This is a genomic window from Vibrio sp. L5-1, assembly GCF_021728315.1.
Lineage (GTDB): Bacteria > Pseudomonadota > Gammaproteobacteria > Enterobacterales > Vibrionaceae > Vibrio > Vibrio splendidus_K.
The window spans coordinates 119,406-137,618 of record NZ_JAKKCQ010000008.1; the positions used below are offsets into that span (position 1 = coordinate 119,406).

The 18,213-nt window shown below is 46.5% G+C and carries 18 protein-coding genes; 15 read left to right on the forward strand and 3 right to left on the reverse strand.

All coding sequences use genetic code 11. The features are described 5' to 3' along the window. Positions 1-178: 178 nt before the first annotated feature. The 3 genes from L3V35_RS21680 to L3V35_RS21690 form a co-directional block, all read right to left on the reverse strand. Positions 179-1,777, reverse strand: coding sequence for a bifunctional aspartate transaminase/aspartate 4-decarboxylase (locus L3V35_RS21680; protein ID WP_102332933.1), 1,599 nt, complete (start codon positions 1,775-1,777; stop codon positions 179-181). 153 nt (positions 1,778-1,930) lie between these two features. Then, the gene (gene aspT / locus L3V35_RS21685) at positions 1,931-3,646 is read right to left on the reverse strand and encodes an aspartate-alanine antiporter (protein ID WP_154723770.1); all 1,716 of its coding nucleotides are present in this window, start codon (positions 3,644-3,646) and stop codon (positions 1,931-1,933) included. 925 nt (positions 3,647-4,571) lie between these two features. Next, positions 4,572-5,279, reverse strand: a complete 708-nt coding sequence (locus L3V35_RS21690) for a KilA-N domain-containing protein (RefSeq protein WP_237300636.1) — start codon at positions 5,277-5,279, stop codon at positions 4,572-4,574. Positions 5,280-5,477: 198 nt separating this feature from the next. Here L3V35_RS21690 and L3V35_RS21695 point away from each other — a divergent pair, with 198 nt between their 5' ends. From L3V35_RS21695 to L3V35_RS21765, 15 genes are all read left to right on the forward strand, one after another. Further along, positions 5,478-5,984, forward strand: a complete 507-nt coding sequence (locus L3V35_RS21695; protein ID WP_237300637.1) for an EAL domain-containing protein — start codon at positions 5,478-5,480, stop codon at positions 5,982-5,984. Positions 5,985-6,600: 616 nt separating this feature from the next. After that, positions 6,601-6,972, forward strand: a complete 372-nt coding sequence (locus L3V35_RS21700) for a hypothetical protein (protein ID WP_237300638.1) — start codon at positions 6,601-6,603, stop codon at positions 6,970-6,972. 174 nt (positions 6,973-7,146) lie between these two features. Continuing rightward, a complete protein-coding gene (locus tag L3V35_RS21705) occupies positions 7,147-7,449 on the forward strand; it encodes a type IV conjugative transfer system pilin TraA (RefSeq protein ID WP_237300639.1) in 303 nt (100 codons plus the stop codon). 41 nt (positions 7,450-7,490) lie between these two features. Then, on the forward strand, positions 7,491-7,796 hold the full coding sequence (traL, locus tag L3V35_RS21710; protein WP_016800278.1) for a type IV conjugative transfer system protein TraL: 306 nt from the start codon (positions 7,491-7,493) through the stop codon (positions 7,794-7,796). After that, complete coding sequence (traE, locus tag L3V35_RS21715) at positions 7,796-8,356, forward strand: type IV conjugative transfer system protein TraE (RefSeq protein ID WP_048663622.1); 561 nt, start codon at positions 7,796-7,798, stop codon at positions 8,354-8,356. Before traL ends, traE begins: the two co-directional genes overlap by 1 nt. Next, positions 8,353-9,075, forward strand: a complete 723-nt coding sequence (gene traK, locus L3V35_RS21720) for a type-F conjugative transfer system secretin TraK (RefSeq protein WP_237300640.1) — start codon at positions 8,353-8,355, stop codon at positions 9,073-9,075. The genes traE and traK overlap by 4 nt, the downstream gene beginning before the upstream one ends. Then, positions 9,075-10,487: a TraB/VirB10 family protein gene (locus L3V35_RS21725; RefSeq protein ID WP_237300641.1), complete on the forward strand. Its 1,413-nt coding sequence runs from the start codon at positions 9,075-9,077 to the stop codon at positions 10,485-10,487. The genes traK and L3V35_RS21725 overlap by 1 nt, the downstream gene beginning before the upstream one ends. Positions 10,488-10,498: 11 nt before the next feature. Beyond that, on the forward strand, positions 10,499-10,879 hold the full coding sequence (gene traV, locus L3V35_RS21730; protein WP_080967503.1) for a type IV conjugative transfer system lipoprotein TraV: 381 nt from the start codon (positions 10,499-10,501) through the stop codon (positions 10,877-10,879). Between the two features lie 4 nt (positions 10,880-10,883). Then, the gene (gene traC / locus L3V35_RS21735) at positions 10,884-13,427 is read left to right on the forward strand and encodes a type IV secretion system protein TraC (RefSeq protein ID WP_237300642.1); all 2,544 of its coding nucleotides are present in this window, start codon (positions 10,884-10,886) and stop codon (positions 13,425-13,427) included. Then, a complete protein-coding gene (locus L3V35_RS21740) occupies positions 13,424-13,771 on the forward strand; it encodes a TrbI F-type domain-containing protein (protein WP_048663628.1) in 348 nt (115 codons plus the stop codon). The genes traC and L3V35_RS21740 overlap by 4 nt, the downstream gene beginning before the upstream one ends. Before the next feature lie 4 nt (positions 13,772-13,775). Beyond that, positions 13,776-14,501, forward strand: coding sequence for a type-F conjugative transfer system protein TraW (gene traW / locus L3V35_RS21745; RefSeq protein ID WP_237300643.1), 726 nt, complete (start codon positions 13,776-13,778; stop codon positions 14,499-14,501). Between the two features lie 41 nt (positions 14,502-14,542). After that, entirely contained in the window at positions 14,543-15,514 is a 972-nt protein-coding gene (gene traU, locus L3V35_RS21750; protein WP_237300660.1) for a conjugal transfer pilus assembly protein TraU, read from the forward strand. A gap of 12 nt (positions 15,515-15,526) precedes the next feature. Then, positions 15,527-16,213, forward strand: coding sequence for a type-F conjugative transfer system pilin assembly protein TrbC (gene trbC, locus L3V35_RS21755; RefSeq protein ID WP_237300644.1), 687 nt, complete (start codon positions 15,527-15,529; stop codon positions 16,211-16,213). Next, positions 16,210-17,970, forward strand: coding sequence for a type-F conjugative transfer system mating-pair stabilization protein TraN (gene traN, locus L3V35_RS21760; RefSeq protein WP_237300645.1), 1,761 nt, complete (start codon positions 16,210-16,212; stop codon positions 17,968-17,970). The genes trbC and traN overlap by 4 nt, the downstream gene beginning before the upstream one ends. Before the next feature lie 24 nt (positions 17,971-17,994). Further along, positions 17,995-18,201, forward strand: coding sequence for a hypothetical protein (locus L3V35_RS21765; protein ID WP_102333068.1), 207 nt, complete (start codon positions 17,995-17,997; stop codon positions 18,199-18,201). Positions 18,202-18,213 lie beyond the last annotated feature (12 nt).

Consider the following 18,213-nt stretch of genomic DNA (forward strand, 5'->3'; position numbering starts at 1 on the left):
GAATGAATTTCGCTTGGATTTGGCGACTAAATAAACACAACGATTGCATCCAATAGATAGCTACTTGAACACTGTGCTTATTTGGTCGGAATAGCCTCGACATCGCCGAGGCTTATTCTTAGTGATTTGAACATCGATGACTTAAAATCATGTATTCACTTCTAAGCTTGATTAGAACTTATGCGCCTTGAAACTCAGAGAAGTGTTCGTCTAACACCTTGCGAGTTGCGCGGCCAATTAGTTCATACTCATGGTGAGTCAGGTTAGCCAGTGACACACGAACAGAAGCGTGAACTACATCGAAGCCTTTGCCAGGAAGCAAAATAACGCCTGTTTCGTGTGCAAGTCGGAACAGGAAGTCTTTGCCCTTTTCATTCGCTTTGAACCATTCAACGAAAGCTGGGCCGTACAATTTGCCGCCCAAAGTGTCGAGCTCAAGCAATGTGTAGTAGTCCACACGATCTTTGTTTTCTTCAATTTCTACACCCATGTTTTTGTACAACGTTTTGTAGCGCTCGCGAATGATACGTTTGCACGCTTCTTTGTAGTTTTGCTCTGAGTCCATTAGGCAATTCAATGAGAACAGTGCCATCTGAACTTGTTGTGGTAGTGAAAGACCTGCTGTGTGGTTGAGTGCAACACTTCGGCTGTCGGCAACGATACGGTCGATGAACTTAATACCGCGTGGTTCTGGGTCTAACGTCTTGTAACGCTCATCCAGTTCAAGTTGACGCGTTTCTGGTAGGCTACGCATTGCATCATCGAACACATTATTGTGTTGAATCGCAATCGAGCCAAGGCGCCAGCCTGTCGCACCAAAGTACTTAGAGAATGAGTAAACACAAAGCGTGTTGTATGGAAGTTTGGCAAACAGAGAAACGAAATCGTCTGCGAATGTGCCGTACACATCATCGGTGATAATGAACAGATCACTACGTTGTGTGTTCACGAAGTCTGATAGGTTATTCAGAGTCTCATCAGAGAACTTCACTGATGCAGGGTTTGCAGGGTTCACCACACACAGCAGTTTGATGTCTTTGTCTTCAAGCTTCTCGATTTCAGACATAGGTAACTGCCATGTTGTCTCATCTAAACGAAGCTCTACAATCTCTAGTTCGTATTCTGAAAGCTCAGGGATTTCTAAGTAAGGAGTGAAGATTGGTGTGATCAACGCAACCTTATCGCCTTTCTTTAGTAGACCGTTGTGAAACATGGTTTGGAACGTGTACGTCATTGATGCAGTGCCACCTTCCGTTGCAAACAGATCGAAATCCGTCGTCATTGGCATTGGACCGTACATCTCTTCTGCAATGTATTGTTTTACTACGCTTTCGATATTCGTCAACATGCGTGGTGGTACTGGGTAGTTACACGCTAAGTACGCATTCACAAGCTCATTTAAGAACACTTGCTTCTCAATACCTAAGCGATCTTTTGCGTAGCTCAGAGCTTTTTCAATGAATTGAACACCTGGGTTCTGTTGATTGTTGTTTGCGTAAGAATCAAAACGCTCAACAATACCAACACCATCTGGAATACCACCAAAGCTACCGTCTAAATATGAGTATGTACGCTCCGCTTCCATTACTGCGAATTCACCTAAACGAATAAATGCTTTACGTGGCAGCGTTGCTAGGAAGTTTGGATTACCACGGCCTGCATCTAATAAAGCACGGTCTGGTACTGTTTGCGCGACTTCAATTAATTTGTCTTTTAATTCAAACGGGCTTAAATTAGCGAATTTTGAAAAGTCGATAGTAGTATTTTTTGTAGTCATAATATTTACCTAATAATTTAATCTTAAACACTTCTAATTAAATAAAGTGTTTTACTTAAGTGTGATTATTCAGGCCTACCCTATTTTTTGATTGGGTAGGTCTGTTAATAAGTTGATAATTGTTTTAAATCTATAATGAGTTCGCGGTTTTAATTACATACCCGCATTAACGGTAATAATGCCGACGATAATTGGTCCCCATAGAGTCAGTAACACGTTGGCTACTGCGTAAGTCACAGTGAAAGAGAATACTGGCGTTGCATTTCCTGTTTTTTCCATCAATGCTGCGAATGCTGGGTTTGCACTTCGACCACCAGTCACACAACCTAACGCTTCTACTGGGTTCTTGATCTTCAATACAAAGTACGAGAAGAAGAATGAAATAATCTGTGGAATGATGGTGACTGCCATACCCAAGAACAGAAGTGACATACCGTGTTCTTTGATGGTATCAACCGCTTGGGGGCCTGCTTGTAGGCCAACAATACCTACAAATGCCGCTAGACCAAAGTCACGAATGAAGTTTGCTGCACCCACTGGGAACTGAGCGACATGTGGGTTTCGGCTACGTAACCAACCAACAAGTAAACCAGAGATCAAACAACCTGCACCAGAACCAATCGTTACGGGAATACCTGCAATCTTGAAGCTAATTAAGCCAATAAGAAGGCCCAACACCATACCGAAACCGAGTACGATGAAGTCAGTCATAGTCGCAGAACCCATTCGCTTACCGATGTATTTTTCAACTCGGTTGATGTCTTGAGCCGTACCCGTTAGCTGGATAACATCGTTCTTCTCAACAATAAGGTCTTGAGTAATGGCCACTGAAGTACCTGCACGCATGTAGTCTGTCACATACACGCCGCGGAATGAGCGTTGATTTGAGCTGTCTTTGATTTCTTTTAGCGAGCGACCTATTAGCTTGCGGTTATCAGCGATAAGTTGACGATTTTCTTCAATAACTTCATAGCTTTCCGGTAATGCTACTTCATTGCTTTGTGCCTCGCTCTGTAGCTCATGAACCGCATTTCTACGGCCGGTAACCACAACAAGGTCGCCTGCTTTAAGCGCTGTGAACTTGTCTGCACTTAGCTCTTTTCCGTCGCGCTCAATAAGTTCGATACACGCAGCAAGTGATGATTGATTCAATTGTGCTAGCGTTTTCCCAATCAGTTTATCGTCGTTAGTTACTTTAAAAGCACGTGTCACTAGAGCGGTTACCGCGTTAAATTCGCCGTCTGCTAAATCGCGTTTGCCGTTCGAGTTTTTCTCTTCTAGAGCGATAGCTTCAGATCGGATATCCCACTTCATGAGCGTTGGGAATACCCAAGTCACCATCAAGATTGGACCTAAAGAACCAAAGATATATGTTACGGCGTAACCAACAGCGACGTTAGTTTGCATTAGGTGTTTGGCTTCTTCGGATACGCCGCCTAAACGTGCAATCGCATCGCCTGCAGTACCAATGATTGCAGATTGAGTTAAGCCACCAGCCGCTAGACCTGCAGCAGTACCTCTATCTAGGTCAAATAACCACGCAGCAGCAAGCACACATAATAAGCCTGAAACCGTCATAACAACCGCAGAGAGCAGAATGTTAATGGTTCTGAAGTTAAGGGCTTTAAAGAATTGCGCACCGCCTTGATAACCCACAGCATAAATAAAGAGCGCAAAGAAAATACTTTTTACGCCGGGATCAATCTGAACACCAAATTGTCCAATAATTACGCCCATTAATAATGTTCCGGCTACCCCGCCTAAAACAAATCGGCCGATAGTAATTTTACCAACCATATAACCCAATGAGAGTGTAATAAATAATGCGACAAATGGTGCCATGTCAAACAGATTAGAAATAATGTCCATGACAAATTTACTCTTGTTACTAAATATAAGGAGTAAATAATCTAACGAATAACTTAATAATGATATTTGTTGGATTATTCAAATTAATACAGCGTCTCGCTGCTTCGAAGTGAATATTAGTTAGAAAAGTGTTTTTAATGTAATCCCATTTGATGGATCTGATCATCGCATCGTCAACTGTCATGTTCACATAACGAACAATTAAGAACTAAGCCTTTGTTTATATTGAAACTTCAATAGAGCCATCTTTGAAAATAATTTTGAAATTATTTCAGTTTATTTTGCTCTACGTAAAGCTTTGTAGCATAGTTCGATGACGCTAAGTCTCGAACCTACGATCTAATCAACTACACTCGTCATACGTCTTAATCATATACCTTAGCCTCATTATAAAAATCAACTTGAAGCAACACAATCAAGCGGCTATTAAACGAACTCTCTGACCTTTTAAATTAATGAAGAAACTAGAAGTGGATGGATCCGACTTAAACAAAGTAAGTGTGATAGTGCAGGTATATTCACTGATTTAGTCTTCACGAAAACCCTTATGGTGAAGAGAATCTTCTCAATACCACTGGGTGGGTCATCGACTTATATTTAGGTTAGAGCATAGTACGGATGGCCAACGTAGAGTGCAGACAAAACTGCATGTCGCAGTTAATACAAACACTCCAAGCATCATCGAGGTATATGGAGATAGTCCTTATGACACGAAAGCTTGTCGCTTTGGTCTGCCTTACGTTCAAAGTTGCCTTTCTGGTCTACCAACTGATATACACCTTTACCTTAGCTATCAGTTCTAAATGTTCTTGTAGCTTCTCAGGAGATTGAAAGGAAGCATGACAAATTTCATCAAATCTAATCATAGTAGATTTCAAGTAGATCATCACTCTTCCATTGAGTTACTAAATATTAGTAATACTTATCACAGAACATGTCTTGTTAGCGCACTATGATTTCGACTTAACGCCATTACATCATCTACCAACTTCTCGATTTGCTTTTGCTGCATTTGCATTCGGCCTTGGAAGCTTTGATATTCACTTTCATCCACTAATGCTAAACCATTCTCTCTAGCTTGTTGCTTAAGGAATTGTAGTTCAGGGGTTTGACTGCGCAACTCATTTGCCAAGTCTTGTTTTAATATTCTTTTTGCCAACGCATGTTCGAATCCATGCTCTTGGAACCAAGTATTGGTGTTGAATACGGCATTGTAGTACACATGAACATTTTGGCTTGTTACGTTTTTCGCCTTCGCCAACTCAAAAATTAAGTCGTTTAAGGAGAGGTCTTGCGGAACGGTTGGAGCTGGAAGAGCTGCAGCTGTGGGCATACTGTCGAACGCACGAATGACATTTAGATGGAACTTAGGGCTAACCCACATTGCATAAGAATAAACAAGTTCTTTGCATACCCAAGTCCCCGCATTACTACCGCCACGTTTGGTGTTTACAGCAAAGCAGGAATTACTGCTTTGCTCAATTTCATTAACCAGTTCTTGAGTTTGCTGATTCTTGATAAAAATACTTGGACGATGTCGATTGTGTCCACCACTCGCTTTATGCAGGTCATTTAACGAATACAAATTATCAAGTGTGCGGATGTCTTTAGAAAGGATTGTTAGATTTGGCATGATGGCCTCCTTGAGATTTAGCCTGCTAAATCACCACTCGGAGTTCCTACGCTTCGGGTGGTGAACTGAACAGGGGTAGGAATACCGCTCTCAAGGACACGGCCAGCCGAAGCTGCCCTGCCCAGCCCACCATAATTCAGATGCATTTTGCCTAATAGATAAGCAAAGCCACCATGTTTAGATGTGCCGAAGCCGCACATGAAAAAAACCAGCAAAAAGCTGACGTCCATGCGCCTTGAGAAAAACAAAACGGGTTCCTACGCCCGGCACTGGATTTTGCCAGTGCCGTTACAGATTAACGATGTGGGAGATCGGTGTCAAACGTTTAATAACGTTGCATATTGTATAGAGTACGACTCTTACAATCGGCTTGCCTTACCCATGAACGTAGACAGGATTGAGACAAAAAATTCCAGAGAAAACACGCGGTTCCAGATAGACAAAATGTTTACACGGTCCATTGATGAAGGAAAGTCCGCTGTTCTCGATGGGTATATTAAGATGACTAAACAATTAGAGCTCAATCTAGTAGCGGAAGGAGTTGAAAATAAACTCGAAGCTAAAGGGCTTTTATTCAGAGGCGTCTTTCAACATCAAGGTTACTATTACGCCAAACCTATGCCGATTGAAGATCTCCATCGCTGGGCTTTAGCTCATGGTTATACTCACGAGCGGGTTAGTGAGACGCTCACAAAAACGTCATAAAGCTTACCTTAATCCACAACGAAAAGATGTTGTTGCTAGTACTCCTGGTTTAGCCTATTGGAGCCCAACCAGGATAGCAGACCGTTTCCGCCTTATACATCAGAGCATGTTCTTCAGAAAACCCTTTTGGCCCCGTTCTTTCACGAGCTATCGAACACCAAGTCCATTGTGCGTTTCCGATGTTTTCAAACATTGTCTTCCCCATTAATGTTGATTAATACTGACTACGTTGATATCGCAGTCTTTGAACTCAAAGTCGAAAAACACATTCGTCGGCTTTTTATTCCATCTGCATACCAACACCCGCATCACCGTAAGAGTGGCTGCCTTCACTATTGCAAAAAGCGCCGCAGATGGGCGCAGGCCTGCGTAATATGCCTAAAAAGTTCAGGAGCCTTATCTGGGGCGACGTCCAAGGCTGTTTTTCTACTCAATTAAGCACGCTGGTTGAGTGGTTCAACAGAGTTACTTGGGAATACCAGACACCACACCCTTTGGGTGTGCGTATTCTACTACAAGAATACACAAGCCAGTTTGTAGCACGGCTCTTGAGAGAGAGCCCATTGTTTTGTTGTTTTAAAAGAGCAAAACAATGTCCTTAAAAGGAGTTTAAATAATGCAAATTGTATACGGATATTGTCGTGAAAATGAGGCGGGGAGTTTATTGGACCGCTTTGTTGAACAAGGGGATTTTGTCAGCTTCAAAGTACTGGGCTCGGTCGGGCGTGAATACATGGCATTTGCTGCTTTGTTGCCTTTTACTGACCGCCTCCCCTTTCCTTTCTATTGGAAAGGTGTTCATTTCGTTTCGGTTCAAAAACAAACCCAATCAGTCCGTCAACTCACGCCACCACCATCAAAGAATGCTCGCAAAAAACATTATCGTAAACTCAAGAATACGATCATGACCCCTCAAAATTGGAAACAACACGTCAGTCGCAATCGCGGTTTGAAGTATGTAAACGCTTCCTTGTTGCCTTTAATGTAATCGAGAAGAACCATGGGGCTCAACGGCAACACCTTCACTCATGCGGCCCAAAGCATTCCCCAAAATATGGGGAACTAACAACGTCCATTTTTCAACCCACCAGATGCACGACACCCCTTTTGATAAAGGCGGTGCGATGTCGTGCCTCTTTTATTTACATTTAAAGGTAACCACATGAAAGATAAAACCTCACGCTTCAACCTTCCTCTTATGTATTGGCGTCACTTTTGTACGCTCATGGCCGTCTACTTTGCCTGTGCGTCACCCGCTTACGCTGATGACCTTTTTGCCAGTGGTAAAGATACCGTGACCAACACGGTCGGAACGGGGTCTTCTGGCGAGTTCTACATTCTGGTGGCAGGCCTGATTGGCGGCATCATCGTTGGCATCATGCAAAAGAACTGGGTGGGTGGCATCATCGGCTTTTTCGTTGGCGTGGTGTTCTGGGAAGTCGGTAAAGGGTTTGTAGGCTTATAAACCACATAAGGAGAGCGCGAAACTATTCGCCTTATTTCACCATGGATCATCAAGACAAACAAACCCTCTTCGCTTTTCCAAACTACTTACAAACCGACGTCAAAATAGTCGGATTTCCAATCGATGAAATACTCCCTTCTATCTTGTTGTTTTTGATGTTGTTCAACATCAATCGGTTGGTCGCGGTCGCCGTGTGTATCGGATTTTTCCTCACCATTCGCAGCTTAAAAGTCCGACACGGCCCCAAATTCATCATTCACTTCATCCACTGGTATGGGGATGACACAGCGAATAAAACCATTTTTAAACGCACGCCCCCCGCCACAAAAAAATATTGGATTTACTGATGCTCAATGAACATAACGGCGAGGCGCTTAAAGCGGCTCGCTTTATCAATTACGTCCTCACCGCGGTGGTGTTGATCACCGCCTTAGGAACCGCTGGGTTGAGTTTTGCTTTATTAAGTCAAAACCAAGCGGAAAAGCGCACCTTCGTGCCACCTCATATCGACCGAGCGTTTACGATCTCAAGCGATGCGGTTGATGAAGCGTATCTTTCTATGATGGCCGATTGGTGGATACACCTAAAATTTAATGTCACGCCCTCTAACGTTAAACGTCAATTCAACTTACTCATTACCTACGTGCCGCCTAAATACTGGAGCGGCTTACAAGACAAGTTAATGCGAGAAGCCGAATTTATCATCGAGAACGACGTCACCAGTTTTTTTGAAGTTGACACGCTGTCCATCAATCTCAATGAAATGAAAATACGGGTCAGAGGCACACTCAACAAAACCATCGCGGGGCGCACACTCGACCCTGAGCCCGTGACGTATCTACTCCAAGCCAATTATTCAAGTGGCTTGATTGAACTTCACACCATAGCTAAAGAGATACCGTTATGAAAATACGCTTGATTTATGCTTTTGTTGGTTTGTTGTTACCCATCATAAGCCACGCCCATACGATTGACGCAAAGACCTACTATTTTGAGCAAAATGACACCATTGTGTTGCCCTTATCCTCAGTCAACACCAATCGTTTAGTGGTGAAAGACGACAAGATAGTAAACCTTCATTGCCCTAGAGGATTTTGTCTCGCTAAAGCCAATCAACGAGACCAATCGGGCTCTATTACCGTCAAACTCAACATCGCCTTGCCTTTTACCGCGCACGTCACCACAGAAAAAGGCCAAAATTTCTCGCTTTTTATTAATCCTAAAGCCGTCCCTGCGGTGGTCAGCGAGTTCATTTCGCTTCGCTCTACTGAAGAGAAAAGTGTCTTTGAAAAAGATCTCGAATACCCTTTGGCCTTGGGGCAACTCACCAAACAAATGATACATTGGCAGCGCTCCAAGACGCCTATCCCAGGGTTTCGTGTCCATCCGATTGACCCAGAGACACTCCCTAAAGACACGTCACCACTGGCCATTATTCCGCAAACCCTGTTTGTCGGTCGCCCTTTCTCAGGGCTTATTTATCAAGTTAAAAATCAATCCAGTGACACCGTGACACTGACCGAAGCGCAATTTTACAGTTACGCCAGCCGGAGCGCCTCGCTTGATCGTTATACCTTGGCCCCAGGTGAATCCACCCATCTGTACATCATCACAGGAGGACACTAATGAGACGATTTAAACAGTGGCTTTTAAGAGAGTCGGACTTAGAGGATGGAGTCAATGCCAATAAGCAAAGTAAGCAACGCAACCAAATACTCAGCTTATTGACCGTTGCGCTCTTGGTCGCGGTTTTTTTTGCATTTAAAGCCTTTAAACAACCTCGCTCCTCGCTTGATATTGCGCAAGAGGTCGTTGAGTCAGCCCCCAATTTTGGGGAAATCATTACTGATGATTTTACCGACAAAGACAACCGCTCAGCCTTGACCTTACAAGGTCAAGACATTGAAGACGTAAAAGAGAAGATGGAAAACCTCAATCGAGACGTCGAACGTTTGATAACGAGCAATGAAAATACGCTCACACAAATGAAAAAAGAGAACGAAACCTTACGCGATGAAATACGCCGCCATCAAGAAGTGCAGCGCACCGTCGCCTTGCCATCAACCCCATCACCAGCCTCAAAGGAAACCCGTCACCTCACCGTCATGGGAGAGCCTGCGCCGTTTGGATCGCGCCCACTTCCTCCCAAACCTTTGCCCTCTTACGCCACCAATGATCTGCAAAAAGAGAGCTTTCAATACAGCAACGCCGATAAGGCCTCGTTTGATGACCAAGGACAAGCGTTTGACTCGTTTGATTTTTTTTGGACAGCCTCCTCAGAGTCAGCGTATCAACGCACCGTCGACAATTACGTCCCGTCGGGCACTTTTGTGACCGCCAAAATCACCGGTGGCGCGGATGCCAATGCCGGAGCGTTCGGTCAAAGCGATACCGCGCCTATCGTGTTTCAAACCGTGCATGAAGGCGTGTTGCCCAATGGAGAAAAGAGCCACCTCAAAGACTGCACCATTATTGGGAGCGTGTACGGTGACCTCTCTTCCAATCGCGGCGTGGCGCGCACTCACACCCTCAGTTGCATTCGGGACGGTCGCATTTTAGACATTCCTGTACAAGGCACCGTCTTTAACTTTGGCCGCAATGGCATCCGTGGTACTTCGATTTTGCGTAACGGTAAAATCGTCCAAATGGCGGGCATCTCAGGCATCTTAACCGGACTGGGTGAGACGGGGGCGGGATTGGCCAGCACCACCTCAACCTCAGCGCTGGGCTCAACGTCGAGCCTCAACAGCAAGGATGTGGGATTAAGTTTATTGGGCAATGCCACCTCAGACGTGGGGAGTAAGCTTTCGGATTACTACATTGCCTTAGCCGAGTTATATCACCCCTTCATCGAAATCAATCCAGGGGGCATCGTGAATATCGTCTTTACGAAAGGGTTCCCTCTCGATGATGAGGAAGTAATCAAACGCTATGTTGATCATCAAGCAAAAGAGCAAGAGCAAGCAAAACCGGACACCCTTTTAGAAACCATCACCCTCAACCCTCTCGCGGCAGAAGTTAACCAACAACTAAATTAAGGTCGGCTTTTATGACTATCAAACTTTTCACCGCGCTGCTTATCAGCGCCCTCGCTGGCTGCTCGGCGGGCTTTCAAGATGAATTCAGCTGCCAAAAAATCGGCGGGACACCCGGCTGCGCCAGCATGGATGACATTCGCAACATCTCGACCCACCCAACAACCCAACAAGTCGTCGAGGCTAACGTCCTGGCTTCCCACCCTTTTGCCTTACTGCCAAGACGCACGCGTGAAGGCCACCCGATTCGAACCCAAGACACGGTTAGGAAGGTGGTGGTTTTTCCCTTTACTTCGGATGACACCACCACTTACCTCGACACAATGGATATTTACATTGTGTTAGACGAGTCTACCTGGACAGGTCGCCCTGTTCAGGCTATCAAAAAGGATTAACGTCATGGGCGTATCAAAATATTTAAAGGGTTTTTATCAAGAAGCCAAACGTGAATATAACCACCTGCATTCTGAGCTGCCTTACCGGACTTTTGATGCGCAGGACGGCCTCTTTCATAACAAAAAAGGCGTAGGATTTGGATTCAAATTAAGCGTCTTAGCGGGGGCGAATGACGATATGGTGGAGGCGTTTAACCGTCTCATCATGGATTTACCGACTGGCCATAAATGGGATTACCATTTTTCCATGATGGGCCACAACCGCGTGAGTCATTTGATTGAGCAAAATGCCGCGTTGAAATCCGCTCGTGCGGGTATTTGCGGTGAATTAGCAAAACAAGAAGCCGATTACGCCAACTTTGCGGCTCACCACGGCTTTTTTCATCGTCAGAAGCATTACTTTGACATCAAAGATTACAGCGCGTGGTTGTTTGTCTCCAGTACCGACGATGTTGACCAAGTGTTGGATTGCAAAGAGGCGCTCACCACGTCTTTATCCCAAATTGGACTGGAGCTCACGCCGCTTACCCCCGAAGGCTTAATCAACTACGTCGAAGGCATTCTCAATTTTGACCCCACACAAACCGCCCCTCGTGAATCTGACTATGCTCCCGAAGCGTTTATCTACAAACAAGCCCTCTCTCCTGATACCGAGTTTTTAACGCGCCGACATTACACCGACGTTCGCTTTAGTAACCGCCAACATCAAACGGTGACCTCGCGGATCATTTCCTTGGGCTTACGCAGTACGCCTCGCACTTTCCGCCTGTACGCTTTGCCCGATTGTTTTGCGTCCTTAAAGAGCGTGGCTAAAAATGTGCAATGTCCACACCTCATGACACTCAATTTTCGCCATCAAGAATCGGGCAGTTTTGCGACCAAAAATGGCGGGCGCATTGGAGAGTTGGAAAAAACGCTCAAGTCCCCGATGGCATTTTTCTTCCCTCAAGCGAAGAAAGAGCAGGCCGAACGTGAGCAAATTCGAGATGAAATGTCGGATGGCATCAACAGCATGGCATACATGCACCTGACGCTGACGTTATTTACCAACAAAAAATCCGAGCGGCTGCACCGCACTACGGCCATTAACGCCTTTCGCTCTGGCGGGATTGATTTACAAACCGTCTCGATGCTGCAAGGCCAAGCGCTCATGACGACCTTACCGTTCATGATGACCGATGGGTTTTGGGCCGATTGCGACCGTGCTGGACGCATTCAAACCGTAAAAACCGGCAATGTGGCCAACCTCTTGCCTCTAGTGATGGACGTAAAGAATTTCAGTGGCGGTATGATGCTGCCCACCATGCGCCAACAAGCCTTTTGGTTTAATCCGTTTAATTGTGGTTCAGATAACTACAACATCACCCTGACCGGAGGCTCCGGGGCAGGAAAATCCTTCTTTGTGCAAAAGCTCGCCGAAACCCTCTTTGCCATGAACGGCAAAATCTGGGCGTTAGACAAAGGAAAGAGCTTTAAAAAGCTCACCTTGATGCTTGGCGGACACTACATGACGGCTGAGAAGATTTACCTCAATCCATTTACTCACCTGGAACGCATTGCTATGGGGGATGACTATACCGATGAGAAAGGCGAACAGGTCAACCCTCTTAAGGAAACGCTGCACACCATCACCGGACTCTTTGCGACCATGGCCTGCCCCACGCATGAAATGGGGGATTTTGAAAAATCGGTTCTCGGGGATTGCATCATTACGGCTTGGCAGGCACACAAAAGCGAGACGTTGGTTGACCATGTTCAAGAAGCGCTGTTTGCGGCGGCCGAAAAACAAGGCGGTGATCGCCGCCTTTCTGATATCGCCATGCAACTGAATAAATACCGCTCAGAGGGGATCTACGGGGACACCTTCAATAAACCGTCCATGCTGGATCCCAATGTCCACTTTACCACCATTGAACTGGACGGATTTCCCTCGGACATCATGCGACCGGTGATTTTTGCGCTGATGTCGAGCATTACTCAGCAGATGTACCTGTCTGGCTCTCGTTCAACGCCGAAGATGTGCATCATTGAAGAGGCGTGGTCTCTGATGGCGGGCTCTAATGCACAGGCGCAAGAATTCATCAACACCGGTTACCGCACCGCCCGAAAATTTGGGGGATCGTTCTGCACCGTGACGCAAGGTATTGAGGATTTTTACAGCACACCCGAAGCGCTCGCCGCGTTCAATAACTCCGATATTCATATCACTCTGCGTCAAGGCAGTGGATTGACAAAATTCATCAAAGACAACCCTTCACACTTTTCGCCCTATGAGCAGTTTGTCATCAAGAGCTTTGAAAAGTCCTCCATCGCCGGTTACAGCTCTGTCATGCTAAAAACCGGGGATGTGACCACCTTTCATCGCTTGTTTGCCGACCCCTTTACCCGAGCATGCCTTTCAACAGAGCCGCATGAGTTTGAATACTGTGAAAACTTGATGAACCAAGGCCTATCACTGATGCAAGCAGTCAATCAAACCGCCGAGCATTTTTACGGAAAGGAAATTGAGACCTTTAATACCCTCATCTATGGCAAGGAGGCCAAATGAAATCCATCCGTCACCCACGTCTTATCTATGCCTTGTTGGCTATAGCCTTAATGATGTTCACCCTGATAGCCATCAAGCTCAATACAGCGCCTCAAATCGTGGTCTTCGATCTCGAACAAACGTTATCGCAATATCAAGACCAACTCATTGAAGCCAACCTCGACGATCAAGAGCACAGCGCGCAACTGGCGACCTTTGATACGGATCTCAGGCGACTCTTGAAAGAATACGCGCAAGTGCACCACCTCGTGATCTTCGTTCCAGGCGCGCTCATCAGCGGCGCGCCAGATAGAACCACTGAGATCCAACATTACGTTATCGAGGCGCTTAAAAAGGAGTCATGAGCTTATGATTGTTCCCAGTCATTCATCCCTCACACCCACCGCCCTCTTAAAAGTGGTCAGTGTCACTTTACTGACCATCGCCCCCACCGCGCTTGGCCAACAGTTTGGGCGTCAAGGTGAACTGTTTCCTATTGCAGAAGTGGACATGTTGCAATGGATCAACAACCGATTGACACACTTAGAAGCCACGGGAGAAACCGCAAAGATGCAACAACAGTTTGTGGAGAGCGTAGAAAATAGCGTGCGAAGGCCCACTCCCGTAAAAGGGTTGACCACCACCACCGCGCCCAACACCTTTTACATCGATCCATCATTAAAGCTGGCCACCGATATCAAAGATGCACAAGGCAACCTCCTTTATGCCAAAGGCGTCATCCTCAACCCCTTTGATACTGACACTTGGCCAGTCGACATTCCCAAACAATCATTCGATTACTCGCATGTGATTGTCTTTCTTGATGGTGACGACCCAAGACAGCGCGCTTGGGCCAAACAATACCGCGCAGATAAGCCGATAAAATGGACCCTCACCAACGGCAGTCCAGAAGACGTCGCCAAGGAGTTTGACGCCCGAATTTATTTTGACCAACAAGGTCACTACAGCCGTCAATTTCAAATCTCACACATTCCCTCTCTGATTGAACAAGACGGGGCGCGGTGGAAAATCACAGAGATCGATGTGACGCCGTTCACCACAGCCATGAACAAGAGTGAGACGGAAATAAAATAAGGAGAAAGACCTTGAGAACCCATGGGTTATTACTGTTTAGTTTGTTCCTATTTCCTTGGCAAACCCAAGCTCAATCCGCCGCTTGCACGGGGCATTTCTTAAATCCATTGTCTGACATTTGCTGGGACTGCCTATTTCCTATGACACTGGGCAGTGTGCCTCTCATTAGCTCGACATACCCTGACACCACCAATCCAAGTCTGCCTATTTCCTATTGTCCTAAGCCCCCGCCCATTTTTATGCAAATTGGCTTAAACATTGGGTATTGGGAGCCGTATTCCTTAGTGGACGTGACGCGAGTCCCTTATTGCATGGTCAACATGGGGATGCAGTTGAGTAATGACAATAGCCAACAAATAGGAGGCTCGCAGCACGACTCAAGCAGCAAAACCAGCGGCAATGCTTTCTATCACGTGCATTGGTACAAATATCCGGTGATTTATTGGCTACAACTGATGCAGTCGGCGGCCTGCATGGCCACGGATAATTTCGATGTGGCCTACCTCACCGAACTTGATCCCTTTTGGGATGATGATGAGATGTCGTTCCTTCTTAACCCCGAGGCGATTTTATTCGGTCACCCCATCACGCAGCTCTCTTGTATCACCGAAGCCATGGCGACCACCACGGGGCGCGTTTTGCCTTTTGATGCACTTTTTTGGTGTTTAGGCTCACAAGGCAGCGTCTACCCATTAACCGGTAACAGCGCTTATTCTCATACCGGTCCTCAAGTTGGCACTCTAATGTTAGAGCGTTTTAATTTTAAAATGCACAGGCAAGGCATTGTATGGGAGACCCGGGGCGAGGATGGTGCGGTCTGTTATCAGTGGCCAGAGCCTATCTTACCGAAAAGTCGTTATCGCTATCAATTGTCGGCGCCGATTGGTGATGCCGCTCATTGTTATCCCTACGGCACAACGTCATCACTTTGGGAGCAAGGCAAAGACAACCCGATAACTGGAGGAAACTTTGGTTTTGTGAACTGGCGTAAACGTAACTGCGTATTTTTATAAGGAAACGAGACGATGTCATTTAGCCCAAGAGCCTCTTGGCTGTTATTTATTCTGCTGGTTAGCCCTCTTGCATTGGCCGAAGTAGGTTACTCACAAGAAGAGCTCAAAGCCCTTGCCAAGCAAGAGCAGACCATTGCAGCGTCAGCCAATCAAAGTGAACTGGCTCCCCTCCTAGAGCGGAGTCAAAAACATAAGCAAGAAGCGTTGTCGATGAATCAACACCTCGATAACGCGTTGCAAGACTCGCCACTGGCGAGTGTTCTTGGGATGCCTCAAGTCAACCCAAACAAAAAGGCGCAAGGTGTGATGGTGTTTGTCTCACTTTCCATGCCAGATACCGCGCTCAAACAGCTCCTCAAACAAAGTCAGCAATATCAAGTACCTCTCGTGATACGTGGGGTACTGCCAGAAGGCATGGTCCCGACCGCCTCTCGAATACTGAGTTTGTTAGAAGCGGACGACGACGAAATGGCCATTGATGGCGGTTTTGCCATCAGCCCACAGTGGTTTCGTCAATTTAACATCACCCACGTCCCCGTGTTTGTGGCCATTGGCGAAGCGTGCAATGAAGCGTATTGCCCACAAAGTGATTACGACATGGTTCACGGCAACCTTTCCCTTCCCAACGCCTTAACGATTTTAAGCCAAGGCGATGTAGGCCACATCGCCAAACAAGTGCTCAATAGGAGTTCCCCTTGAATACGCCCTTTTCACTCCCTTTTGTCTTGCTCTCTTTCAGCACCCCTCTCTTACTCTCCCTTGATTCCCTGGCCGACTCTCAAGAAAACACGTTTTACGACAACGTAGAATGGGCGAAAAACGCCCAAAATGAGGCTTACAACCCCTCAGAGATGACGCTTAACCTGTCCGACTTCTGCAGCGACAATAATCCAGGGTGTGAAAGCCAAATCCGACAGCCTGATGAAGCGGGGATGACTGACGCACAAATCACAAACCAATCCACGTTGGAGTTTGGCAGCAACGAACACGCTCAAGCGATACAAGAGGGGTTTGACAATAATAGTGCCACCATTGACCCCAATGATGACACGTATCGATTCGCTACCCTTGGCATTGAGAACGCCTATGAAATCAGTCATGGTCAGTCTAATCAATACGTCGATTGCGACAACGCCACGCAATGCGTCATTGATAACATCGCAAAGCAATGTCATCGTCCAACGAACAACAACGTGCCTTGTACAAAAGTGCCCGTTGCCACCGTGAGCACCAGCGAGGTGATCTACCGCTGTCCATCCGGCTGGACAAAGCAAGGGATTGATTGCCAACGTCCCCTCCCACAATGCCGATACAATAATAAACATTATGTGAGTCAAACGGGAGGTGATGGCATTTTCTCATCGTCACGAACCACGTATTTATGGGGTGGGAAGCAAGTCTCTCCCAATCAAGGCTACACGCTTGGCGAGTTAAAACAGACCTATCACGTTAATTGGCAAGCGAGCGAACGCTGGGATAAACGCTACGAGATTTGTCGACCCACCACACAAACGAAAAAAGCCACGCTAAGCTGCTCAAACGGGTTCACCTTATCTGGTGGGAACTGCATTAAAAACACCATAACCTGGCGAACACAATGCAGCCTGATGAACTCGTGCAATGTCACTCGCCAGCAGTGTATTGAAGGTCGAGCCACCCGGACCATTAATGGCATTCCGACCACGCTCGATTGCTGGAAGTATCGGGTTGACCACCAATGCACTCGACCCAATACGTGCAACGTCCTGCCCGCCGATTGCACCACGACTTCGATCCATTGCAGCCTCCAGCAAAACGGTGTGTGCATTGAGGAGAAAGTCAATAAATCCTGCCCACAGCGGCGCTGCAGTGCCACCCAATTAATCTGTGGAGAAGAGAGCTTTTGTCTGGATGGCGATTGCTTTGAAGCCATGGCGACCACTTCAAACCGCTTTAATGAAAGTACCTCAGCCTTAGCCGCGCTCGCGGAAGCCGCTGACGGTATTGGCAACCCACCGAAGATATTTACAGGCAAAAGCATGAAATGCACAGACGCCGCCTTTGGTTTTGCCGACTGTTGCAAAGACGGCGGTTGGGGCACGAGTATTGGCATAGCCCAATGCAATGATGAAGAGAAAGCGCTCGGTCAAGCCAAAGAGCAAGGCATTACGATTGCCCTTGGCAGTTATTGCGCAGAAAAAGTCTTAGGCGCGTGTATCCGGAAAAAGAAGACCTACTGCGTCTTTGATAGCAAGTTGGCACGCATCATCCAAGAGCAAGGCTCGAAAGGCCAACTTGGGATCAGTCTGGGAACCGCCAAACACCCCATTTGCGGCGCCCTTACTCCCGAGCAGCTTCAAGACATAGATTTTGAACGACTCGACTTTTCGGACTTTTATGACGACATGCACAGCAACACCAACCTGCCTTCGGCCACAGAAATCCAAGAGCGATTACAAAGCGCTTATCGCCATTAACTTAATCTATGATGAGGACATGATATGGATCCCCTCCTACTCCCTTTACTTGTGGCCACCCTGTCGACAACCGGGTTTGCTACCACCCTGATCCGCCATCTTCTGTTCAAACGACAACTCCATCAGCTCAAGCAAGAAATGATGAAGCACCAACAAAAACACGGCAACGATGAAGCACTTTGGACGTTATTTCATACGCGCACCCACAAGATGCTGAGTTTCTGGCAATAATGAGGTCACACC